The organism is Variovorax sp. dw_308, assembly GCF_019207085.1.
Lineage (GTDB): Bacteria > Pseudomonadota > Gammaproteobacteria > Burkholderiales > Burkholderiaceae_C > Variovorax.
Genome location: NZ_JAATOM010000005.1, coordinates 420498 through 443304 on the forward strand (window position 1 = coordinate 420498; position 22807 = coordinate 443304).

The window sequence follows — 22807 nt, forward strand, 5'->3', positions numbered from 1 at the left end:
CCCAATGGGCTGGGCACGCCGTTATTCCGCCGCACCCAATTGCCCCACCACCCCTTGCAGTTCCTGCGAGAAAGCCACCACCTGCCGGGCATCCAGCGAATAGGCCATCGTGGTCGCGCCGACCTGCAGCAGCACCAGCGCGCGCCCGGGTTCGCCTTTCATCACGGCCATCGCGCTGGCGTCGACCGGGCGCAAGGTCAGTGTGCCGTCCCCGCCAAAGTGCCGCGGCAGCGCCCGGATCTCGCCGGAGGCAATCGACACCTTCGCCAGCATGTGCGTGAGCTTGCTGATTTCAGCCACAGGCACTTCGAGCGGGACCGCGCCATCCTCCGTATCGATGGTGATGTTGAAGGTCAGCCCATCGTCATGCAGCGAGGCATTGCTGAGGCCGGTGTACTTGCGAGTTTGCATTGAGCAATCAATGGTCGCGCCGCGGCGCCGGCGTTGCGGCCGCGGCCGCCGCGTCTCGCTCGCGAACCTCGTCGATGCGGCGTGCCGTGAACTGCGCCGACATCTCCAGCTTCTTGAGGTCCCGCTGCGTGAGCGCATCGTTCTCTGCGAAGCTGAAGCAGCAGAGCGTGCCGTAGACGTTCCCGTCGCGCAACACCACCGGCACGCTGAGATAGCTGCCGATCGGGAAAGGCAGCTTGGGCATGCCCTGCGTGGCCGGATCGGTCGACCAGTGCTTGACCATCTGCGGCAGCCTGCCGTCGACCACGCGCTGGCAGAAGGTGTATTCGAGCGGATGCGACTGCCCCTCCTCGAACACGCGCTTGCCGGCATCGGCCTCGACGCGGCGGAACACGCGGTGACCGTCGACGAACTCGGAGACGAACACCACGTCCATGTTGAGTTTCTCGCGCAACAGTTGCAGCACCTCGGTGACGGCGCTGCTGATGAGCGCGTCGCCACCCTCGGCGGTGGCAACGAGCAACTCGGAAACCCGGACCTCGAAGGCATCGGGCGCGTAGTCTGCAGAATGTAATGCGTACATATTGATTTTCGGGTTGACCACCAGTGGCAAACGCTCAGCCAGCCCTTTTGTTCCTCCCTTGAATCCCACGTTTGCCGAACAAGCACTGTAGCCTGACCAGCGCAGATGCGCGCATGCCCCTGACTCACACGTAACGCGGAATCGGCCCGTTCTGCGGCGTAGTGTCCTCGCCCAGGTCCAGCGCCACGCGGTCGACGAAGCACCATCCCCAGCCCTCGGGCGGGTCATAGCCTTCGATGATCGGATGCTGTGTTGCGTGAAAGTGCGCAGTGGCGTGGCGATGGGGCGAGTCGTCGCAACAGCCGACGTGTCCACATGTGCGACACAGGCGCAAGTGCACCCAGCGGCTGCCGGCCTTCAGGCATTCCTCGCAACCCGGGGCGCTCGGCACCACGCGCGTGATGCTGCCGGTGTGCGTACAGTGCTTGCTCATGACGTTTCTCCCGTGCGTCGGAGGCGACATGTTCCCATGGAGACCGCGACCCTGCCAGTCAATTCGGGCGGGCACGCGCCTTGCAGATGGCTGTTGGCCTACGTAAAGTCCGGCGGGCCGTCCATTCCGGCTTTTGCCGCAATACTGCAAAGTACTGCTCTTTGCCTGGAGCCTCGATGCCAGACCCCGGTTACCGCCACGCGCTCGAAGAAGGCGCACCGCACCCGCTTGGCGCCACGTACACCGGGCGGGGCGTCAACTTCGCCGTGTTCTCCGCGCACGCGACCAAGGTACAGGTTTGCCTCTACGACGAGTCGGGCACCAACGAGACGGAATGCATCACGCTGCCCGAATACACGGACGAGGTCTGGCACGGCTTCGTGCCGGGCCTGTTGCCGGGCACGCGCTACGGCCTGCGCGTGCACGGCCCGTATGAACCCGCGAAGGGCCACCGTTTCAACCACCACAAGCTGCTACTCGACCCCTATGCCAAGGCGCACATGGGCGAGCTCAAGTGGGGCCCCGAGGTGTTCGGCTACACCGTCGGCCATCCGGACGGCGACCTGAGCTTCGACGAGCGCGACAGCGCACCCTTCATGCCCAAGTGCGTGGTGGTGGATTCGCGCTTCAAGTGGACGCAGACGGATGCGGTGCGCGTGCCGTGGAACCAGACCGTGTTCTACGAGACGCATGTGCGCGGCTTCACGATGAAGCATCCCGGCGTGCCGGAGCACATGCGCGGCACCTTCGCCGGACTGGCACGCGACGAGGTCCTCGGCCCGATCCGCGAGCTGGGCGTGACCAGCGTGGAACTGCTGCCGATCCAGATGTTCCTGAACCAGCCCTTCCTCACCGAAAAGGGACTGATCAACTTCTGGGGCTACGACACCATCGGCTTCTTCGCGCTCGACCAGCGCTACCTGGACGGCCCGAACATCGACGAGTTCAAGCACATGGTCGACCGCTTCCATGCGCACGGGCTGGAGGTGATCCTCGACGTGGTCTACAACCACACGCCCGAGGGCAACGAACTCGGCCCGACGCTGTCCTTCAAGGGCATCGACAACGCGAGCTACTACCGCCTGATGCCCAACCACGACGGCCCCGGCCCGCGCTACTACATCAACGACACCGGCACCGGCAACACCGTCAACCTGAGTCATCCGCGCGTGCTGCAGATGGTGACCGACAGCCTGCGCTACTGGGTGACCGAGATGCGCGTCGACGGCTTCCGCTTCGACCTGGCCACGATCCTCGCGCGCGAACCGCATGGCTTCGACGAGGGCGGCGGCTTCCTGGACAGTTGCCGGCAGGACCCGGTGCTCTCCAGCGTCAAGCTCATCGCCGAGCCGTGGGACATCGGGCCCGGCGGCTACCAGGTCGGCCGCTTTCCGCCGGGCTGGGCCGAATGGAACGACAAGTTCCGCGACAACGTGCGCGCCTTCTGGAAGGGCGACGAGGGCATGGCGCCAGCGCTCGCGCAATGCCTCACCGCCAGCGGCGACTGCTTCAACCACCGCGGCCGCAGGCCGTGGGCCAGCGTCAACTTCATCACCGCGCACGACGGCTTCACGCTAGCCGACACTGTGAGCTACAACGACAAGCACAACGAGGCCAACGGCGAGGACAACCGCGACGGCCACTCGCACAACCGCTCCTGGAACTGTGGTGCCGAAGGCGTCACCGACGACGAAGAAGTGCTCACGCTGCGCGCGCGCCAGCAACGCAACCTGCTGGCCACGCTGCTGCTCTCGCAGGGCACGCCGATGCTGCTCGCCGGCGACGAGTTCGGCCGCACGCAGCAGGGCAACAACAACGCCTATTGCCAGGACAACTTCATCAGCTGGGTCGACTGGGACGCGGCCGGCGAGGCGCCCAGCAGGGCGTTGAGGCAGTTCGTGCAGCACCTCATGCATCTGCGGAAGACGCTGCCGGTGCTGCGCCGCAACCGCTTCCTGACCGGCAAGACCGTCGAAGGCACCCGCCTGCGAGACGCGACCTGGCGCCTGCCCAGCGGCGCCGAGATGCACGCGAGCCACTGGCACGATCCTCAGACCCGTTGCTTCGGCTTGCTGCTGGAAGGCAGCGTGCCGGGCTCGTCGCTGCCCCAGCCAGTGGCCGATGCGAGCGTGCTGATGGTGTTCAACGCGTGGGAAGGCGCGCTCGAATTCAGGCTGCCGTCACGCGGCAGGGCCAGGGGCAAGGTCTGGACGCGCGTGGTCGATACGGCGCTGGAGGTGCAGGAAGAGGATGTGTTCCGGCCGGGGCATCGCTACATGGTGACCGGGCGGTCGATGCTGGTGTTCCACTCGCCCTGAGCCCGCCGGGCCGGGGGCGTCAGAGCCGGCCCAGCACCGCCTTCAGTTCCTCGACCGAAGCCGGCTTCGGCACGTGCGCGTTGAAGCCGGCGTTCAGCGCCCGCCGCGCATCGGCGCGGCGACCGTAACCGGACATCGCAATGGCGGGAATATCGGCGCTGGCCGGCCGACGACGGACCTCGGCGATGAGTTCGTAGCCGTCCATGCCCGGCATGCCGAGATCGGAGATCAGCAAGTCGTACTTGTTGGCTTCGAGCATGGCGAGCGCACTCTGGCCGCTTTGGGCAACGTCGACGATCGCGCCTTCGAGGCGCAGCACTTCCGCGAACGGCATGAGGCCTTCGGCGTAATCGTCGACGGCGAGCACGCGCCAATGGGCGAAGCTCACGGCCTTCGCGGGCTGCTCCGGCGTGGCTTGCGCCAATCCCTCCTGCAATGGAAAACGCACCGTGAAGGTGGCGCCCTTGCCCAGGCCATCGGACGCCACCGCAACCTCACCGCCATGCGCGTGCGTCAGTTCCTGCACCAGCGCCAGCCCGATGCCCAGCCCCGTATTGGCCGCCGTGTCCTCGCCGCCTGCCTGGTTGAACATGCCGAACACATGCGGCACGAACTCCGGCGCAATGCCGGAGCCGGTGTCGGACACCGAGATCCGCGCCATGTCGCCCTCGCGTACCGCCTCGACGGTGATGCGGCCGCCTTCGGGCGTGAACTTGACCGCGTTGTTGATCAGGTTCCACACCACCTGTTCGATACGCACCCGGTCACCGTGGCAGACCAGGCCTTCCTCCGCATTCACTTCCAGCGCCAGCTTCTTGCGTTCGAGGTCGGCCGACCCGGCATGCGCCAGCGTGTGCGCCACCTCGTCGAGTGCCACCGCCGTGCGGTTCAGGCGCAGCTTGCCGGTGCGGATGCGCGACAGGTCGAGCAGGTCGAGCAGGTCGTTGATGATCTTGCTCTGGCTGCCGACGGCGCGCTTGATGGTCTCGCCGATGCGCCGTACGCCCGGATGCCCGGCGACCTCGGGCAGCCGCGTGAGCAACTCGGCATTCATCTGGATCAGGTTGAGCGGCTGCTTGAGTTCGTGCGACATCACGGCCAGGAACTTGTCCTTCAGCTCGTTGGCGGTCTGCGCGTTGAGGCTGGCGCGCTGCTCCTTGTACAGCAGGTGCTCCTGCGCCATCTCCTGCTGCTTGGTGCCGGTCATGTCGCGCGCGATCTTGGCGAAGCCCTTGCCGACATCGCTCTCCAGCGGCGTGGTGACGCCACTGCAGAACAGGCGGCTGCCGTCCTTGCGTTGATGCCAGCGCTCGTCTTCCGAGCGGCCTTCCTCGCGGGCCTTGCGCAGCTCCGCTTCGGGCACGCCCTTGGCCCGGTCTTCCGGCGTGAAGATGGCCGCGAACGGGCGGCCGATCATCTCGTCGTCGCGGTAGCCGAAGATGCGTTGCGCACCCGCATTCCAGGTGACGATGGCGCCGCCCTCGTCGGTGGTGATGATCGCGAAGTCGCGCGTCGTCGATGCGGCCACGCGCAGGCGTTCCTCGCCGGCGCGCACCTGCTCCTCGGCCCGGCGCAACTCCGTCACGTCGAAGAAGTTGAGCACGGCACCGTCGATCTTGTCGCCGGCGGTGCGGTACGGCAGGATGCGCGCGACGAAGTGCCGGCCATCGGTGCTCTGGACGCGCCGCTCGATGGCGCGCAGCTTCTGGAAGGCTGCCTCGGCGTCTTGCGCCAGGTCGGGATAGTCGAGGCGGCTCGTCATGTCGAACAACGGCCGGCCGAGGTCCGATGGAATGAGGTTGAAGAGGGTGCTCGCATGCGGCGTGTAGCGCTTGATGCGCATCGCCTGGTCGACGAACACGGTGGCGACTTCCGACGATGCGATCAGGTTCTGCAGGTCGTCGTTGATGTTGCCGCGCTCCTCGACCTTGACCTTGAGCTCGTAGTTGACGGTGATGAGTTCCTCGTTGATCGACTGCAGCTCTTCCTTGCTGGTTTCCAGTTCCTCGGTTGCGGAGCGCAACTCTTCGTTGATGGCCTGCAGTTCCTCGTTGGACGCCTTGAGTTCCTCGGTCGAGCTTTCGGAACTTTCGAGCGTGTTCTGGAGATGCAGCTTGAGTTGGCGGATCTCTTCCTCGAGCTGGCTGACCATGAGCTCGCGCGCGACGTCTGGCGCGGCGTCCTTGTCGACGCCCAGGCTCTCATCGACCTCGTCGAACACCACCAGCATCAGCGGCGGACGACCTTCATCCTGCTCGAGAGGACGCACCGTGAGATTGAGATAGACCTTGCGGCCATCGCCGCGCTTCTGGGCGATGCGCGTCTCGACGCTGCGGTTGGTCTGCGCGGCGCGGAACAGCGCGGTGCGCAGTTCGAGCCGGATGTCCGGGCGGACGTTGTGAAGCAGGTTGTGCGACGGCTCGCCGCCCGCGCGTTCGAGGAAGCGGCCGACGCCGTCGGAAAGATGCAGCACGTTGTGATCGGCATCCAGCAGCACGCTCGGCGGCGACAGTTGCTCCAATGCGCGCAGGTGGAGCTCCGCAAAACCCGGACGCTCGTGGCGCACCGCATTCGGATGCAGGCCCGTGCGTGCGACCTTGGGCCGGTCGCCGGGCAGGTCGCTGATCAGCGGCAGATGGCGCGCATGCGTCGCCTGCGGATTGGCGCGGAAGATGCGGTGCTTCTTGTCGACCGCGGTGAACAGGTTGCCTGCCGCGTCGGCCGATTCGGATGAGCCGAGGAACAGGTAGCCGCCCGGGCGAAGCGCCACGCGGAATATCTCGAGTGCACGCGCCTGCGCCTCGCGATCGAGGTAGATCAGCAGGTTGCGGCAGCAGATCAGGTCGAGCCGCGAGAACGGCGGGTCGCGCAGCAGGTCGTGCACTGCGAAGAGCACCTGCTCGCGCACCATGCCGGCGACGCGGAAGCGGTCCTGGTCCTTCAGGAAGTACTGGCGCAGCCGTGCCGGCGAGATGTCCGCGACGATGCCTTCGGGGTAGCTGCCCTTGCGCGCGACTGCAATCGCACGCTCGTCGATATCGGTGGCGAATACCTGCACCTCGACCGGCTTGTCGTGCAGCTCGGCCGCCTCGCGCAGCAGCACGCTGAGCGAGTAGGCCTCTTCGCCGGTGGCGCAGCCGGCGGCCCAGGCGCGCACCTGCTCGCCCGGCTCCTTGTCCGTGAACAGCGCGGGAATCGCCTCGCGCTCCAGCGCCTCGAAAGCGTCGCGGTCGCGGAAGAAGTTGGTGACGCTGATCAGCATGTCCTGCAGCAGCGGGACGGCTTCTTCGGGGTGGTCGCGCAGGTGGTCGCGGTAGGCGGGCAGGTCGGCGAGGCGGTTGACCTGCAGCCGCCGCTCGATGCGGCGCAGCACGGTGGCGCGCTTGTAGTGGCGAAAGTCGTGCCGCGTATAGCCACGCAGCAAGCCCATCACTTCCTGCAAGGCCTGCTCGGCCTGCTGGGCGGCGGCGGGGCCGGCGGGCGGTTCGATGAAGGGCGCGATGTCCTCCGCGTCAGGCAGGCGGATATTTCGCGCGTTCTGCCACAGGTCGACCAGGCGCTGCGGCATGTCCACCGCCGGCAGCACGATGTCGACCATGCCGGTGGAGATGGCCGCGCGCGGCATGCCTTCATGGGCCGCGTCGTCGGGCGTCTGCGCCATCGCGATGCCGCCGTGCTCCTTGATGCGCGTGAGGCCGACGGATCCGTCGCTGCCCGTGCCCGAGAGCACGATGCACACTGCGCGCTCGCGATGGACCTGCGCCAGCGTGCGGAAGAACACATCGATGGCCATGCGAGGTCCGCCCGTGCCCTGGCTGGGCTTGGGCTGCAGGTAGCCGTCGTTCATGAGCAGGTCGACGCCCGGGGGGATCACGTACACGTGGTCGGACTCGATCTTCGTCGGCTCGGTGACCTGGCGCACCGGCATCCGGGTGGCGCGCTGCAGGATCGCCGCGGCGCTGCTTTCGTGCTTGGGCGAGAGATGCATGATCGCCACGAAGGCCATGCCGGCGTGGGCGGGCATCTGTTCGAAGAATCGCAGCAGGGCTTCCAGCCCGCCGGCGGAAGCGCCGATGCCGACCACGGGGAAATTCAGCGAACTGCGGGCCGGGCCTGCCGCGGCGGGCGCGTCGGATGAAGAGGGTGTCGTTGTCGACATGTGATGTATGGCGTTGGCCCGGCGTTGTTGTCCGGCGGCTGCCGCCCGGATTCTGCCCACGAATCGCGTGCGAGTGTGTCGGACGGGGACGCTCGTTCCAGACCGCCCCGTGGCCGCCCTCTTCAGTCCACCTTCGCGCCGGACGCCTTCACCACCACGCCCATCGCATCCCAGTCGCTGCGCAGCAGTTGCTGGAACTCGGCCGCCGTCTGCGTGCGCGGCTCGACGCCGAGGCGCGCGAAGCGCTCCTGGATCGCCGGATCGGCCAGCACCTTGTTGACGGCGGCGTTGAGCCTCTCGACCTCGGCCTTGGGCGTGGCCGCTGGCGCGAGCAGGCCGATCCACGAGTCGAAGGAATAGCCGGGCAGGCCGCTCTCCGCCACGGTCGGCAGGTTGGGCAGGAAGGGGCTGCGCCGGATGCCGGTTGTCGCCAGCAGCTTGATGCGCGCATCGGTCTGGAAGCCGATCACGCCGATGCTCGACGAGATCACCGCCTGCACGCGGCCGGCCAGCAACTCGTTGACGGCCTCGCCGGTGGACTTGGTCGGGATGTGCGTCATCTGCAGGCCGGCCCTGGCAAGGAAGGACGCCATCGCCAGGTGCGTGGCGCTGCCGTTGCCGGCCGAGGCGTAGTTGTACTTGCCCGGGTTGGCCTTGACCTCCTTGATGAAGTCCGCCGTGGTGCCGACGTTCATCGCGCTCGACACCGCCAGCGCATAGCCCGCATTGCCGAGGTTGGCGACGCCGACGAAGTCCTTCAGCGGGTCGTAGCCGAGCTTGCTGTAGAGGTGGCCGGCGATGTGATGGCTGGCAGCGGCGAGGACCAGCGTATTGCCGTCGGCAGGGGCCTTGGCCACGAGGGCCGCGCCCACGCTGCCGCCTGCGCCTGCGCGGTTCTCCACGATGGTCGTTGCGCCCAGCGCCACGCCCAGTTCGCTGTTGAAGGCGCGCGCCACGGTGTCCTGCACGGCGCCGGTGGCGAAGGGCACGATGATGTGGATCACGCGCTGCTGGGCCATGGCGGGAAGGGCGGCAGCTGCTGCGGCGGCGGCGATGAAGGAACGGCGGTCGAGCGCGAAGGACATGGCGGGAGGGCTTTTTTCTTCCAGGGGGTTGAACGGATTCATGCGGCGACCGGCAGCCAACGCTGCGCCAGTTTCACGAAGTAGCTGGCGCCGATCGGGATGATCTCGTCGTTGAAGTCGAACGAGGTGTTGTGGATGATGCAAGGCCCGGGCCCGTGGCCGTCCAGGCGGTGGTCGCCATCGCCGTTGCCGAGGAAGGCATAGCAGCCCGGCCGCACCATCAGCATGTGGGCGAAGTCCTCGGCGCCCATCACGGCGGGCCAGTCGTCGGTGACCATGTCGTCGCCGACCACCTCGCGCATCACGCTGGCGGCGAAGCGCGCCTCGTCCTTGTGGTTGACCACCGGCGGCGAGGCGCGGATGAAGCTCACCTCTGCCGTGCAGCCATGCGCCTCGGCCACGCCTTTGGCCACGGTGCGCAGGCGCTCCTCGATCTTGTCGAGCGCGTCGATGGAGAAGGTGCGCACCGTGCCGCCGACCGTGGCCACGTCGGGGATCACGTTGGGTGCATCGGAGCCCTGCAACTGCGTGACCGCGAGCAGGGCGCGCTCGGTGCTGGCGATGGTGCGCGGCACGATGGTCTGCAGCTGCTGCGCCAGCGTGACCACCGCCGCCACCGGGTCGATGCCGGTGTGGGGCATCGAGGCATGCGTGCCTCGGCCGCGCATCGTGACCTTCCAGGTGTTGCTCGACGCCATCAGCGCACCCTCGTTGAGCGCGAAACGGCCTACCTCGCCGACCGGGAAGTTGTGCAGCGCGAACACCGCGTCGCAGGGGAAGCGCTCGAACAGGCCGTCCTGGATCATCTTCTTCGCGCCGGCCTTGCCCATCTCCTCGGCAGGCTGGAAGATGAAGTGGACCGTCCCGTCGAAGTCATCCGGGCCTTGCCGGGACAGGTGCCATGCGGCGGCGAGCAGCATCGTCGTGTGGCCATCGTGGCCGCAGGCATGCATGCGACCGGCGTGGGTGGACTTGTGCGGGAACTCGTTGGCCTCGTGCAGGGGCAGGGCGTCCATGTCGGCGCGCAGGCCGATGGTGCGTTTGCTCGTGCCCTTGCGCAGCACGCCGACCAGGCCGGTGCCGGCGATGCCGCGGTGGACTTCGATGCCCCATTCGGTCAACAGTGAAGCGACCTTCTCGGAGGTGCGGTGCTCCTCGAAGCCGAGTTCGGGATGGGCGTGGATGTCGCGGCGGATGTCGATGAAGCGGGCGACGTTGGCGAAGGAGTCGACGATGTTCATGGGTGCAAGAGCGGGTTGGGTCGGGGTGATTCTCGGACGCCCGGCGTTCCCGTTCAGGCCTGTGGATTCACCGATGTACAGCCATCAGGACTTTTGTAAGCTTCTGCGACGCGTGCGCCCGGGCGCATGACGTGCGGGCGCAGCGCCCTTCACGTTGGCCATTTCCCGTCAGGTTTTCGCCTTGCGTCTTCAATTCGCGATGCGAGCCAGACCTTGAACAATGAGGTGCGAATACGTTTCCACGGCCGCGGGCCATGCCCGATGCGCGGCAAGCCACAACCAGAAGAAGCACAGCGCCGCAAACGACAGTTGTATCGCGGCGGCGCCATCCAGGAAGGACCGGCGATCTCCAAAAGGCTTGGGCCACTTGTTGTCGCGCGCAAAGTCATCGACATCCTCCGCATACTGCCCACGCAGATACCTGAGTTGACGATCGGCTGCCCGAACCCCGAGCCATCCGGCCACGGTGATGCCCAGGCCCGCGAGCGGGAGCGCAGCAAGGAGAAAGTCGACCAGCCATGGCGCGATGACGGCGGCGTTCCCGGCTTCGCTTGCCGCAGATGCCTGGATGAGCGCGAGCGCGACGAACAGCAAGCCGTTGAGCTGGAACGCCCAGGTCATGCGCTGATGGACGAGTCCATCCTCACGCGAAATCTGTGCCGAGATGAATTCGTACTGCTGCCTGCGCGCTGCGGCGAGCTCCGAGTGACTGGACGAAGTCGCCTTGGCCTTCAAGTCGTCTTCCAGGCGAATGCTGATCGCATTGGTCAGCCGGACGATCGACGCGGCTACGCCGGGGCCTGCCACATTCAGCGTGACTTCGGCTTCGCGAGAGTCCGCTGCTTCGCCTCGCTGCCCATCCATGCGCGTTGCGCCGCCGATCTTTTCCTCGCCGCCAACGTTTCTCATCGATGCCTCCGATCTGGACAGCTGCTTGCCATTGGCCAATTTGCCGCCTGACGCTCTCCAAGGCAACGCCGTCTATCGATCCAGGCGCGGCAGATTTCTGCCCTTCGGGGCAATCGGAAGCGCATGGGAGGGCAATTGATGCAGCCCGCGAGGCAGGCAAGAATCCGTCTTTGCCTCCCGGCAGCGGGACGCCGAGCGACCTGAACGTCTGGAGAGTGCTGCGATGAGGGACCGCCTCTGATGCCTGCCATGGCAAGTACCGGCAATTCACTGCGCACACTGCAGGCCGGTGCGCTGATCGCCTGCGCGCTGCTGGCGGCATGCTCCAGGAAAGAGGCCGAGAAGCCGGCGCCAGCACCGACGGAAGTCTCGGTGCAGACGGTCAAGGCGCAGCTGGTCCCGATCACCTACGACTTCGTCGGCCAGACCGAAAGCTCGCAGCAGGTCGAGATCCGCGCGCGGGTCGACGGCTTCCTGGAAAAGCGCGTGTACACCGAAGGCAGCTTCGTGAAGGCCGGGCAGGTGCTGTTCCAGATCGACCCGAAGCCCTTCAATTCGGACCTGAAGGCCGCGCAGGCCGAACTGGCGCAGCAGCAGGCGCGGCTCTCCACGGCGCGCGCCAACCTCCGGCGCGTGAAGCCGTTGGTCGCCGACAACGCGCTGGCGGCGAAGGACCTGGACGATGCCACCGGCAGCGAGCAGGCCGCCGCCGCGGCGGTGGAGGCCGCCAGGGCCAAGGTCACGGATGCGTCCCTGAACGTCGGCTATGCCACGATCACTTCGCCCCTCGACGGACTCTCGTCCTTCGCGAAGGTGCAGGACGGCGCCTATGTCAACGGACAGAACAGCCTGCTGACTTATGTGGCGAAGCTGGACCCGATGCGCGTCAATTTCAGCTTGTCGGAGAACGAATCGCTGCGCATGCACGACGAAGTGGCCAGCGGCAAGCTGCTGCGGACGCCGCGCAACGACTATGCGGTGGAACTGCTGATGGCCGACGGGACCAGCTACCCGGCGCAAGGGCGCATCACCTTCTTCGATGCCGCGTTCAGCCAGGACACGGGCACCTTCCTGCTGCGCGCCGAAGTGCCCAACCGCGAGGGCGTGCTGCGGCCGGGCCAGTTCGTGCGCGTCAGGGTCCACGGCCTCCAGCGTCCCAATGCGATCGTGGTGCCGCAGCGCGCCGTGCAGCAGGGCCCGCGCGGCGCCTTCGTCTGGACGGTGGACGCGGAGAACAAGGTCCTGCAGCAGCCGGTCACGGCCGGCGACTGGCTGGGCGACCAGTGGCTGGTGAGCCGAGGGCTGAAGGATGGCGACCGCGTGGTGGTCGATGGGTTCATGCGGCTCGGACCCGGCGCGCCGGTGCGCGTGAAGGAGGTCGCGGCCGAGCCCTTGCCCGTTGCCGCTTTCGCTGCGACGCCGGTTGCGCGCGCTGCCGGGCAATCGGCCGCAGCGGCTGCGGGCGCCGGTGCCACACCCAGCGGTGCGGCCGGCGCCATCGCCGCCCCGGCTCCTGCAGCGACCCTCGGCACCGAGGCCGTCTACTTCGACCCGGCACGGACCACGCTCGATGCCACCGGCCGCGCGCACCTGCTCGGCGTTGCGGCCACGCTGAAGGCCAGGCCCGATGCACGTGTCGCGCTGCACGGCTTCGTCGACGCAAGCGGCAATCCACAGGCCAACGCGCAACTGGCCAAGGCGCGCGCGCAGGCGGTGCGCGATGCGCTGGTCGCCGCCGGCGTGCCGCGCGAACGCATCGACATGCAGGCGCCGGCCGACATCGTCGGCGACCAGTCACCCGCACTCGCGCGTCGCGTCGACGTCGTGGTGGCGGGGGCGCGATGAAGTTCTCGCACTTCTTCATCGACCGCCCCATCTTCGCCTCCGTCATCTCGATCGTGCTGGTGCTGGCCGGTGCGGTGGCGATGCTGAACCTGCCGATCGCGCAGTTCCCGGAGATCACGCCGCCGCAGATTTCCGTTACCGCGACCTACCCCGGCGCGAGTTCCGAGGTGGTGTCGCAGAACATCGCCGCGCCGATCGAGCAGCAGGTCAACGGCGCCGACCACATGATGTACATGAACTCGACGTCGAGTTCGACCGGCAACATGACGCTGTCGGTGTACTTCGAGATCGGCACCGACCCCTCGCTGGCGCAGGTGGACGTGCAGAACCGCGTGAACCTCGCGCTGCCGACGCTGCCATCCGCGGTGAGTTCGCAGGGCGTGTCGGTGGCGAAGAAGTCGCAGGCCTTCATGATGATCGTGGCGATCTATTCGCCGGACAACAGCAACGATCCGACCTTCATCGCGAACTACGCCAACATCAGCGTGCTCGACGCGATCAAGCGCGTGCCGGGCGCCAACCAGAGCTCGATCTTCGGTTCGCCGGACTACGCGATGCGGCTGTGGCTCAAGCCCGACCGCATGGCCTCGCTCGGCCTCACCGCCACCGACGTGCAGCAGGCCGTGGCGGCGCAGAACCAGCAGTACGCCGCCGGCCGCCTCGGCGCATCGCCCACCGCCGGGCCGGTGCAGCAGACGATCCCGGTCGCGACCTCGGGGCGCATGACCGAGCCCTCGGAGTTCGAGAACATCATCCTGCGCGCGTCGCGCGACAGCAATGGCGCGATCGTGCGGGTCAAGGACATCGGCCGCGCCGAACTCGGCGCCAAGGACTATTCGATCCGCTCCAAGTACAACGGCAAGACCGCCACGCTGATCGCCATCTACCAGCAGCCCGGGGCCAATGCGCTGCAGGTGGCGAAGGACGTGAAGGTGCTGCTGGCCGAGATGAAGAAGAGCTTCCCGCCGGGACTGGACTACGACATCGCGCTGGACACCACCGAGTTCGTGCAGGAGTCGATCAAGGAGGTGGTGCACACCTTCGTCGAGGCGCTGGTGCTGGTGGTGCTGGTGGTGTTCCTCTTCCTGCAGAGCTTTCGCGCGACGCTGGTGCCGATCCTCGCGGTGCCGGTGTCGATCCTGGGTGCCTTCATCGGCATGACGGCGATGGGCTTCTCGATCAACATGCTGACGCTGTTCGGCATGGTGCTGGCGATCGGCATCGTGGTCGACGACGCGATCGTGGTGGTGGAGAACGTCGAGCGCAACATGGCCGAGTTCGGGCTGCCGCCCAAGGAGGCGGCCAAGCACGCGATGGACGAGGTCAGCGGGCCGGTGGTCGCGATCGTGCTGGTGCTGTGCGCCGTGTTCATCCCCGTGGCCTTTCTCTCGGGCATCACAGGGCAGCTCTACAAGCAGTTCGCGATCACCATCGCGGTGTCGGTGGTGCTGTCGGGGCTGGTGGCATTGACGCTGTCGCCGGCCCTGGCGGCGATCCTGCTGAAGCCGCAGGCGCATGGCGAGAAGAAGGGCTTCTTCGGCTGGTTCAACAAGAAGTTCGATCGGCTGACCGACGGCTACGGCCGCAGTGTGCAGCTGGCGATCAAGCGGGTGGGCATCGCGGCGATCCTGATCGTCGGCATGGTGGCGATCATGATGGGCTTGTTCAGGAAGGTGCCATCGTCCTTCCTGCCGGTGGAGGACCAGGGCTACATCTTCACCGCGGCGATCATGCCGGACGCCGCCAGCCTCGACCGCACCGAGCTCGCGACCGATCGCGCCCAAGCCTGGTTCAGCAAGCAGCCGGCGGTGAAGTCGGTGGCCTCCGTGCCCGGCTTCAGCCTCATCGATTCGCAGCTCAAGTCGAACGCCGGCGTGCTGTTCGTCTCGCTCAAGGGTTTCGCGGAACGGCAGGCGCCGGGCGACAAGGCCGACGCGCTGATCCACGAGGCCGGCAAGGAATTCGCGTCGTACCAGGACGCGGTGATGATCCCGGTGAACCCGCCGTCGATCCCCGGCCTCGGCACCACGGGCGGCTTCGAATTCTGGGTGCAGAGCGAGGGCGATGCCACGCTGCAGCGCGTCGAGCAGGTGACGCGCGAGCTCATCGCCAAGTCGCGCGAGCGGCCCGAACTGCGCGGCGTCACCTCGACCATCAACACGCGCTCGCGCCAGCTGATGGTCGACGTCGACCGCGACAAGGCGGAGAGCCTGGGCGTGCCGGTCGAGGCCGTCTACACCACGCTGCAGACGCTGTTCGGCTCGCTCTACGTGAGCCAGTTCCCGAAGAACAGCCGGCTGTTCCAAGTGATCCTGCAGGCCGAGCCCGACTACCGCACCAAGCCCGACGACCTGCAGAACATGTACGTGCGCAACCGCGACGGCAAGATGGTGCCGCTGAAGGCGCTGGCCACCACGCGCTACGTGGCGGGTGGCGACATCGTCACGCGCTTCAACAACTTCACCGCGGCCAAGATCACCGGCGATGCGGCCGTCGGCTACAGCTCGGGACAGGCCCTCGACGCGATGGAGGAACTGGCGCGCGAGGTGCTGCCCGCAGGCTTCTCGTATGCGTGGTCGGGGCAGTCGTACGAGGAGCGCAAGGCGGGCTCGACCGCGGGGCTGGTGTTCGGCTTCGCGCTGGTGATGGTGTTCCTGATCCTCGCGGCGCAGTACGAGAAGTGGACGCTGCCGATCGGCGTGCTGCTGGCCGTGCCCTTCGCGCTGTTCGGCGCCATCGCGGCCATCTGGATGCGCGGCATCCAGAACGACGTGTACTTCCAGATCGGGCTGACGGTGCTGATCGCGCTGGCCGCGAAGAACGCGATCCTGATCTTCGAGTTCGCGATCGAGGAGCGCGCGAAAGGCAAGTCGCCCTACGAGTCCGCGCTGAGCGCCGCCCGGCTGCGGCTGCGGCCGATCATCATGACCTCGCTCGCCTTCATCCTCGGCTGCATTCCGCTGGCGATCGCCAGCGGCGCCTCGTCCGCGAGCCGGCGGTCGCTGGGCACCGGCGTGATCGGCGGCATGCTGGGCGCGACGCTGATCGCGATCTTCTTCATCCCGATGTTCTTCTGGGGCTTCGAGACGCTGGCCGAACGATTCGCGAAGAAGAAGACGCCGCCGCAGGAGGCGGAGCCCGCGCCCGGCGCCGAGGACGTGCCCGATGCGCCGCATTGAACGTTGCGCGCCGGCACTCGCGGCCGCGATGGCCGCCCTGCTCACGGGCTGCATGCTGGGCCCGGACTACCAGCGCCCGGCCATCGAGGTGCCGGCGCAATTCCGGGGTGCCGCAACGCAGGCCAACGCCGTCGCGAACGCCAGCGACACGGCCTGGTGGCGGCAGTTCGGCGACCCGAAGCTCGATGCGCTGGTCGACGAAGGCCTGCGCAGCAACGACGACCTGGTGGCCGCCGCCGCGCGTGTCGACCGCTACTACGGCGTGCTCGGCACCACCCGCGCACCGCTCTTTCCGCAACTCGGCGCCGACGCCGCGGGCAGCCGCACGCGTGCCAGCGAACAGACCATCTCGCCCGCTCCCGCGACCAACCCCTACAACGCCGTGCAGGCGACGCTGCTGGCCAGCTGGGAGATCGACCTGTTCGGCCGCACGCGCCGGCTCAGCGAGGCGGTCGCCGCCGACCTGCAGGGCAGCGAAGCCTTCCGCCGCGGCACGGTGCTGTCGCTCGTGGCCGCCGTGGTCACAGGCTACGTGCGCCTGCTCGACCTGGACCGGGAGCTGGAAGTGACGCGTGAAACGCTGCGCATCCGCCAGGATGCGCTGACGCTGTTCGAGAAGCGATTCAAGGGCGGCGTGGTGTCCGAGGTCGAGGTGAGCCAGGCGCGTTCGGACTACGCCACGGCGCTGCGCAACATCCCGCTGCTGGAGCAATCCATCGCGGAACTGGAGAACGCGTTGTGCCTGCTGCTCGGGCGCAATCCCGGCCCGATCGCGCGCGGCGGCCCCCTCAGCGCGCTGACGGCGCCGGCGGTGCCAGCCGGCCTGCCATCGGACTTGCTGGACCGCCGGCCCGACATCCTGCAGGCCGAACAGGCGCTGGTCGCGGCCAATGCGCGTATCGGCGCGGCGAAGGCGGCGTATTTCCCGAGCATCTCGCTGACCGGGGCGTTCGGGCAGTCGAGCCGTTCGCTGTCGGACCTCTGGGGTGGCGCGGCGCGCGTGTGGACCTATGGCGCGGATGTCAGCGTGCCGATCTTCACCGCGGGTGCCATCGCGGGCCAGGTGCGCAGCGCCGAGGCGGCGCAGCGAGAGGCGCTTGCGCAATACCGCAAGAGCGTGCAGACGGCGTTCGGCGAAACGGAGAACGCGCTCTCCGGCATCGTCACCAGCCGCAAGGCGCTCGACGCCCAGAAGCTGGCGGTGAGTTCGCTCGACCGCTACCTGCGCCTCGCATGGCGCCGCTACGAAGGCGGCTACACCAGCTACCTGGAGGTGACCGATGCCGAGCGCAGCCTCTTCGCGGCCCGCATCCAGCTCGCGCAATCGGAAGGCGAGGTGCTGCTGCAGAGCATTGCGCTCTACAAGGCGCTGGGCGGCGGCTGGATCGACATCGCGGTGAAGGAGGCGCCGCAGCCGCAGCGGTAGTTGGCTGGAGTCGGTTGGTGGCTTCCGGCTGCCGGCGCTTCGACGGCGCGTGTGACGCCATGCGAGACGGGCGCCCGCGCATGGATGAACGCTAAAAAACCAGCGTGCGCCAGCGCAGGTCGCTTGCACGCGCCATGAACTGCACCGCGCCGCCGCGCCGCGTGCATTCCGGCACCAGCGTCGCGGCTGACAGCCCGTGCGCCTGCAACGCATCGGAACAGGCGAAGAACACCGCGCCGTGGCTGGCGGCCTCCTGCATCGCGTCGTACACCGTCTTGGGATGGCTCGAAGGCCGCAGCGACGCGGCCACGCCCGGCTGCAACAGCAGCACGCTGCGCGCCGTGAAGTAGATCTCCACCGGCATGTCCAGCGCGGCCGCGGCGGCCGCGTGGAAGAAGGGCGTGGCGAGTCGATGCGGCGCCTCGGGCTCGCTTGCCCACAAGAGGATCGCGATGCCTGCCGCTGTGGGGTCGACAGCGACATTCATTCCAGATCCTTTATCACCTGGGCCGCATGTTGTGCCATCGCCTCGGCCACCGCGTCGCCCTGCATCAGTTGCGGCCGGTCGGCCTCGAAGTCGCGCAGCGTCAGCCGTGCCAGCCATCCTTCGCCGTATGGATCACGATGCACCAGTTCCGGCGTCTCCTCTAGCCGCGGATTGACTTCCACCACCGTCCCCGTCACCGCGCTCTTCACCGACACGATGGCCTTCGCCAGCTCCACCACCGCGACCGCGCGTCCCTGCTCGATCTCCGTGCCGACGGGCTTGGCGCGGCACATGTAGATCTCGCCCGACAGCTTGATTCCCAGCGCCGTGATGCCGACCGTCGCCGTCCCGTCGCCATGCACGCGCGCCCAGACGTCATGCTCGACAAGGTAGAGCAGGCCCGATGGAAACTGCAATGACAAATCAACCGGCATTCATCAACCTCAAAATGCGACAGACAAAGGCGTTGTATCGCCGTAGCGAGCGACTGGAGGTTGCGCCGGGAAGCGCAGCCGTACACGCGTACGGCGAGCATCGCAGGTGCAAGATCCGGCCGCGCAGTAGGCGAGACAATGCCTTTGGCGGAGGGGGGAAAGAGTCGAACTTTCGCGGCGACGCATGGCGCCACCCACCGGGTTTGAAGCCCGGCCGTCCCACCAGGGACGCTCCCCCTCCATGATCCACAAAACCAATTTGCCGCCAGGCCGTGCGCATGCCGTCATGCCGCCACCTGCCCCAGGAACAGTTGCGTGTCGCTGCGCAGCCGGTGCACGTCGCCCACACGTCGCAGCAGTCCCACGCGATCGAAGTATTCCAGCACCTGGATGGCGCGCTTGCGACCCAGCCCGGTCGCGTCGCGGAAGCGGGCCGCCGTCACTTCGCCGGGTGTCCCTGCGGCGACCGATCGCAGGATCTCCGCCATGCGCACCACGCAGTCCTGCGAGTAGTAGAGGTCCTTGATGACCTGATGCAGCTCACCTTGCTGCGCCAGGCGGGCCAGCGTGGTGCGCATCAGCGTCTCGCTCTCGCGCGTGTCGGCCGCCAGGTCACGCACCCAGCAGCCTTCGAAGCCGGTGGTGGACATCAAAGGCTTGACCTTTTGCGCCAGCCGTTCGTCGGTTGCAGACAGCCGCAGCCCATGCTCCGGCAGATGCACGAACGTCCCGCGCAGCACCACCTTGCCCTCGGCGCGCAGCGACGACAGCAGCGCGCGCCAGAGCGGTTCAGCCAGGCGGGGCGCCGCGAGCCGGCGCAAGCGTCCCGCGTCGGGGCCCAGCGCGTTGGGCTCGCGTGCATGGAACGTTGCCAGCGCCGCCAGCACCGCTTCCTGTGCAGCATGTGCAAACGCCTCGCCAAGCGCCCAGTCGCCCTGCGCCGCGTCGACTACATGCAGCGTCCCGTACGGCAGCGCTGGCAGCTCATTCGCCGGCATCCCTTCCGCCAGGGCCCAGCGCCGGAGCGACACGCCGGAGGGCGCGGCACCGATGAGTGCAGCGAGGCGCGAGCCCGCATCCGGCTGTGACCACGCATGCAATTCAGCCAGGCGCTGCGGCGTGCGGCGATAGCGCACGGGGGCAAAAGGATCGAGCACCCGCCCGCCCGCGAGCGTGCGACTGGCCGAGTTGTCACGCAGTACCACGCGGTCGCCATGCCACGCGCCGATGGGCTGGCGCAGCACCAGTTGGACGAGCGCCGACGAACCCGGCGCGATGGATGACGCGGCGCCATCGCTCTCGTCGCCCTGCACCTGCAACACCGCGACGGTGCCCAGCACATCGACCGAACCGATGTGCGCATGCACGGGCGTGCCGGACCGCAAGGCCTTCGCCTCGTCATGCCACAACGTGAGCGACGCATCGATCCGGTCCGTGGCCGATGCGCAGCCCAGCGCCACCAGCCACTGGCCCCGCGCCACCTGGTCCTTGCCGATGCCCGCCAGTGACACCGCACAGCGCTGCCCGGCGTGCGCGCGCGTCACCGTGCGGTTCTGTGCGTGCAGGCTGCGAACGCGTGCGTGCAGCTGTGTCGCGCTGGGCGTCAACACCACTTCGTCGCCGACCGCCACTTGCCCCGCATGCACCGTGCCCGTGACGACGGTGCCGACGCCATCGAGCGTGAACGCACGGTCGATGGCCAGTCGGAACGACGACGCGTCCTGCAACCGAAGGGGCACGGCGCGGGCCGCCTCGAAGAGCAACGCACGCAGCGTCTCCACGCCTTCACCACTGTGCGCAGACACCGCGATGACGGGCGCGCGCGAGAGCGGCGAGCCCGCCAGCAACGCGCCCACCTCGGCACGCACTTGGTCCACCCGCTGCGCATCAACCCGATCGACCTTCGTGATCGCAACTGCTCCACGCGCGAGCCCGAGCAGCGACAGCACCGCCAGGTGTTCGCGCGTCTGCGGCATCACGCCGTCGTCGGCCGCGACCAGCAGCAGCGCGAAGTCGATGCCGGTCGCACCCGCGAGCATGGTGTGCACCAGCCGCTCATGCCCGGGGACATCGATGAAGCCGATGCGCTCGTCCTGCGGGTGGCCGGGCACGTCGAGGAAGGCATAGCCCAGCTCGATGGAAATGCCGCGCTTCTTTTCTTCCGGCAGGCGATCGGTGTCCACGCCGGTGAGCGCGCGCACCAGCGTGGTCTTGCCGTGGTCGATGTGGCCTGCGGTTCCGACGATCATGGCTACATGAAGTTCCGTGTGTGCAGATTGGCCAGACGCTCGGCTTCGGCGCGCGAGAAGCCCAGCCGGGCGAGGCGTGCACGGCGGCCGGCCGCCATGTCGCGCTTGAGCCCCTGCACCGCCTGGTGACCGCGCGCGATGGCGCCCGGCGCCAGCTCGCCCGCCGCCAGCAGCACCAATGCGTCGAAGACCTCCTCATTCAGTCCCGCCGTGCCCGCCAGCATGTCGTAGCGAACTTCCACCGCGTTGCGCAGTCGCGGCTGAAAGTCGGGCTGTGCCGCAAGCCGGTGCTCCAGATGCGCCATGCCAAAGGCGACGTGACGCGCCTCGTCACGGGCCGTCAGGCGCGCGATCTGACGCGTCACCGGATCAGGCGCATGCTCTTGCAGGAAGTTCAGCAGGTTCACGAAGCTGCCTTCGCCGAGCACCGCCAGAAGAAAGGTGGACACGGAGAAGTCGGGTGCGTCGAACAGGGTGCGCAACGATGCCTGTCCACCGGCCGTCGACAGCGCAGGCTCGTGGCCGCGCAGCGTCGCGCGGCGGGTGAACACCTCGACATGCCGTGCCTCGTCGGCGCACTGCAACGCGAGCAATTGCAGCACCTCGCGGTAGTGTGGATGGATCTGTCCGAGGTGCCGCGCCGGCACGAGCAACGCCGCGTTCTCGTTCTCGATCAGGTAGGTCATGACCTGCACGACCGCCGCCTCGATCGCCGCAGGCAGCTCGAAATCCGCATGCCAGTCGATGGCCGTTTCGGGGTCCCACTGCGCCGCGGCGCCCTGGCGGTAAAGCTCGCCCGCAGTGGCGGCCCAGATCTCGTCACGGCGACGCAGGCCGAAGTGGAATGGCGTACTGCCCGCCTCGACCACGGCGCCGCGCGCCGCCAGGCCCCATGCCGGCGACGCTTCTTCCGCAGGCATGCCGGGCGCGTCCGACGCCGCGTGCCCGGTCGACAACGCGCCGCGCCAGCGGCCTTCGACCTGCCCCCCGTTCGTCACCCACGCCTCGACGCGGCCCGCAGCCCCATCGTCGAGGCGCATCGCGTGCCCCTGCTGACGACACCATGCCGCCAGATGCATCTCCCACGCGGGCGCATGTCCGCACACGCGCAACTGCCCGCCCGCCGGCACTTCGGCGAGCGCGCGGCGGATCAGCAGCAGGGCGCCCTGGTCCAGTCCGAGCGACTCAATATCGATAGTCGGCGGCGGTGATGCGTCCATCGGGGCTGTAGAAGTGTTCGTCGTCGATGGCGCGCTCCAGCAGCGCGTAGCCGCTGGTGCGGCCGACCCGCCATTCCCGAAGTCCTTCCAGTTCGAGCAAGGGCCGGACTTGCGGATCGTCCCAGCGCATGGCCATCAGCAGCGACAGGAAGCGCTCGACCAGGGCAGCCGGTGCATCAGGACTGGTGGTGAAGTTGCAGTGGTCGAAGGGCTGCGTGGTGGCGATGACGCGCGTGCTGCCGGCCGGCAAGGTGCCGTCTAAACCGAAGGCCAGGTGGTTGCCATCGATCAGGCAACACGCCTGGATCTCGCTCGCCATCAGCGCCAGTGCGGCATCGCGTTCGCCGCCGATATGGTCGCCATGCTTGCCGCCGAGCACATCGAAATAGCGCGCCGTGAAGTCGCGCTCCTTCACCAGGCCATTGCCGCGCAGATGGTCCAGCGGGATCAGCGTGGCCTGCGGTGAATCGACGGCTCCAAGGCCCACCGTCTTGCCGCGCAGGTCCGCCAGCGTGCGCAGCTCGCTGTCGGCACGAACGACGATGACCGAGCGCAGGTCGCAGTCGGTGTCGCGCATGGCCACCGCCTGCACGGCCTGCCCGCGGCTGCGCGCCATGCGGTCCGCGCGCACCCAGGCCAGCGGCGAATTCCATGCAAGGTGGATCGTGCCGTCGAACTGCGCTTCGACCTGGCGTTCGTAGTTCGAATACAGCACGTAGTCGAAGGCCAGGCCGTTCTGCGCAAAGAAGGCCTTGAAGCCTTCCCAGATGGTGACGACCTTCGGGGCATAGGCCACCGCACCCATGATCAGCGTCGGTTCGGACATCG

General features: G+C 67.7%; 16 protein-coding genes and 1 tRNA gene. 4 read left to right on the forward strand and 13 right to left on the reverse strand.

Features of this window, described 5'->3' with window-relative positions; all coding sequences use genetic code 11:
- Positions 1-21: 21 nt before the first annotated feature.
- From HCU76_RS13835 to HCU76_RS13845, 3 genes are all read right to left on the reverse strand, one after another.
- On the reverse strand, positions 22-411 hold the full coding sequence (locus HCU76_RS13835; protein WP_213957228.1) for a hypothetical protein: 390 nt from the start codon (positions 409-411) through the stop codon (positions 22-24).
- Between the two features lie 7 nt (positions 412-418).
- On the reverse strand, positions 419-994 hold the full coding sequence (locus HCU76_RS13840) for a GAF domain-containing protein (RefSeq protein WP_213957229.1): 576 nt from the start codon (positions 992-994) through the stop codon (positions 419-421).
- 124 nt (positions 995-1118) lie between these two features.
- Complete coding sequence (locus HCU76_RS13845) at positions 1119-1427, reverse strand: UBP-type zinc finger domain-containing protein (protein WP_213957230.1); 309 nt, start codon at positions 1425-1427, stop codon at positions 1119-1121.
- Between the two features lie 176 nt (positions 1428-1603).
- On the opposite strand from HCU76_RS13845, the gene glgX reads away from it, so the two are divergent.
- Positions 1604-3745 (forward strand): glycogen debranching protein GlgX, encoded by a 2142-nt coding sequence (gene glgX, locus HCU76_RS13850; protein WP_218509642.1) that lies wholly within the window; start codon positions 1604-1606, stop codon positions 3743-3745.
- Between the two features lie 19 nt (positions 3746-3764).
- Here glgX and HCU76_RS13855 read toward each other — a convergent pair whose 3' ends face one another.
- The 4 genes from HCU76_RS13855 to HCU76_RS13870 all read right to left on the reverse strand — a co-directional run bounded on the left by HCU76_RS13855 (position 3765) and on the right by HCU76_RS13870 (position 11178).
- A complete protein-coding gene (locus tag HCU76_RS13855) occupies positions 3765-7904 on the reverse strand; it encodes a chemotaxis protein CheB (RefSeq protein WP_218509643.1) in 4140 nt (1379 codons plus the stop codon).
- 122 nt (positions 7905-8026) lie between these two features.
- On the reverse strand, positions 8027-8989 hold the full coding sequence (locus HCU76_RS13860) for a tripartite tricarboxylate transporter substrate-binding protein (protein WP_218509709.1): 963 nt from the start codon (positions 8987-8989) through the stop codon (positions 8027-8029).
- Between the two features lie 38 nt (positions 8990-9027).
- On the reverse strand, positions 9028-10230 hold the full coding sequence (locus HCU76_RS13865) for a M20 aminoacylase family protein (RefSeq protein WP_218509644.1): 1203 nt from the start codon (positions 10228-10230) through the stop codon (positions 9028-9030).
- Positions 10231-10419: 189 nt separating this feature from the next.
- Positions 10420-11178: a hypothetical protein gene (locus tag HCU76_RS13870; RefSeq protein WP_218509645.1), complete on the reverse strand. Its 759-nt coding sequence runs from the start codon at positions 11176-11178 to the stop codon at positions 10420-10422.
- A 201-nt stretch (positions 11179-11379) separates the two neighbouring features.
- On the opposite strand from HCU76_RS13870, the gene HCU76_RS13875 reads away from it, so the two are divergent.
- Genes HCU76_RS13875 through HCU76_RS13885 form a run of 3 tightly spaced genes read left to right on the forward strand, consistent with a single transcriptional unit; the run spans position 11380 to position 17589 of the window.
- Positions 11380-12984 carry an efflux RND transporter periplasmic adaptor subunit gene (locus HCU76_RS13875; protein WP_256354167.1) on the forward strand — a complete coding sequence of 535 codons (1605 nt, stop codon included), beginning with the start codon at positions 11380-11382 and terminating at the stop codon, positions 12982-12984.
- Positions 12981-16163, forward strand: a complete 3183-nt coding sequence (locus HCU76_RS13880) for an efflux RND transporter permease subunit (RefSeq protein ID WP_218509646.1) — start codon at positions 12981-12983, stop codon at positions 16161-16163. The genes HCU76_RS13875 and HCU76_RS13880 overlap by 4 nt, the downstream gene beginning before the upstream one ends.
- Positions 16150-17589 carry an efflux transporter outer membrane subunit gene (locus tag HCU76_RS13885; protein WP_256354168.1) on the forward strand — a complete coding sequence of 480 codons (1440 nt, stop codon included), beginning with the start codon at positions 16150-16152 and terminating at the stop codon, positions 17587-17589. Before HCU76_RS13880 ends, HCU76_RS13885 begins: the two co-directional genes overlap by 14 nt.
- A 91-nt stretch (positions 17590-17680) precedes the next feature.
- On the opposite strand, the gene HCU76_RS13890 is transcribed toward HCU76_RS13885, so the two are convergent.
- From HCU76_RS13890 to HCU76_RS13915, 6 genes are all read right to left on the reverse strand, one after another.
- Complete coding sequence (locus HCU76_RS13890) at positions 17681-18076, reverse strand: DsrE family protein (protein ID WP_218509647.1); 396 nt, start codon at positions 18074-18076, stop codon at positions 17681-17683.
- A complete protein-coding gene (locus tag HCU76_RS13895) occupies positions 18073-18510 on the reverse strand; it encodes a glycine cleavage system protein H (protein WP_218509648.1) in 438 nt (145 codons plus the stop codon). The genes HCU76_RS13890 and HCU76_RS13895 overlap by 4 nt, the downstream gene beginning before the upstream one ends.
- A gap of 145 nt (positions 18511-18655) precedes the next feature.
- Positions 18656-18751, reverse strand: a tRNA-Sec gene (locus tag HCU76_RS13900).
- 43 nt (positions 18752-18794) lie between these two features.
- Positions 18795-20759 carry a selenocysteine-specific translation elongation factor gene (gene selB / locus HCU76_RS13905; RefSeq protein ID WP_218509649.1) on the reverse strand — a complete coding sequence of 655 codons (1965 nt, stop codon included), beginning with the start codon at positions 20757-20759 and terminating at the stop codon, positions 18795-18797.
- A 2-nt stretch (positions 20760-20761) separates the two neighbouring features.
- Positions 20762-21979 (reverse strand): ferritin-like domain-containing protein, encoded by a 1218-nt coding sequence (locus HCU76_RS13910; RefSeq protein ID WP_218509650.1) that lies wholly within the window; start codon positions 21977-21979, stop codon positions 20762-20764.
- Entirely contained in the window at positions 21945-22805 is an 861-nt protein-coding gene (locus HCU76_RS13915) for a phosphate/phosphite/phosphonate ABC transporter substrate-binding protein (protein WP_218509651.1), read from the reverse strand. The genes HCU76_RS13910 and HCU76_RS13915 overlap by 35 nt, the downstream gene beginning before the upstream one ends.
- Positions 22806-22807 lie beyond the last annotated feature (2 nt).

Excerpts from the sequence above, each read along its gene's own strand:
- HCU76_RS13915 (WP_218509651.1), bottom strand. The coding sequence starts at position 22,805 with ATGTCCGAACCGACGCTGATCATGGGTGCGGTGGCCTATGCCCCGAAG.
- HCU76_RS13855 (WP_218509643.1), bottom strand. The coding sequence starts at position 7,904 with ATGTCGACAACGACACCCTCTTCATCCGACGCGCCCGCCGCGGCAGGC.
- HCU76_RS13895 (WP_218509648.1), bottom strand. The coding sequence starts at position 18,510 with ATGCCGGTTGATTTGTCATTGCAGTTTCCATCGGGCCTGCTCTACCTT.
- HCU76_RS13880 (WP_218509646.1), top strand. The coding sequence starts at position 12,981 with ATGAAGTTCTCGCACTTCTTCATCGACCGCCCCATCTTCGCCTCCGTC.
- selB (WP_218509649.1), bottom strand. The coding sequence starts at position 20,759 with ATGATCGTCGGAACCGCAGGCCACATCGACCACGGCAAGACCACGCTG.
- HCU76_RS13875 (WP_256354167.1), top strand. The coding sequence starts at position 11,380 with ATGCCTGCCATGGCAAGTACCGGCAATTCACTGCGCACACTGCAGGCC.
- HCU76_RS13910 (WP_218509650.1), bottom strand. The coding sequence starts at position 21,979 with ATGGACGCATCACCGCCGCCGACTATCGATATTGAGTCGCTCGGACTG.
- HCU76_RS13845 (WP_213957230.1), bottom strand. The coding sequence starts at position 1,427 with ATGAGCAAGCACTGTACGCACACCGGCAGCATCACGCGCGTGGTGCCG.
- HCU76_RS13840 (WP_213957229.1), bottom strand. The coding sequence starts at position 994 with ATGTACGCATTACATTCTGCAGACTACGCGCCCGATGCCTTCGAGGTC.
- HCU76_RS13865 (WP_218509644.1), bottom strand. The coding sequence starts at position 10,230 with ATGAACATCGTCGACTCCTTCGCCAACGTCGCCCGCTTCATCGACATC.
- glgX (WP_218509642.1), top strand. The coding sequence starts at position 1,604 with ATGCCAGACCCCGGTTACCGCCACGCGCTCGAAGAAGGCGCACCGCAC.
- HCU76_RS13860 (WP_218509709.1), bottom strand. The coding sequence starts at position 8,989 with ATGTCCTTCGCGCTCGACCGCCGTTCCTTCATCGCCGCCGCCGCAGCA.
- HCU76_RS13835 (WP_213957228.1), bottom strand. The coding sequence starts at position 411 with ATGCAAACTCGCAAGTACACCGGCCTCAGCAATGCCTCGCTGCATGAC.
- HCU76_RS13890 (WP_218509647.1), bottom strand. The coding sequence starts at position 18,076 with ATGAATGTCGCTGTCGACCCCACAGCGGCAGGCATCGCGATCCTCTTG.
- HCU76_RS13885 (WP_256354168.1), top strand. The coding sequence starts at position 16,150 with ATGCGCCGCATTGAACGTTGCGCGCCGGCACTCGCGGCCGCGATGGCC.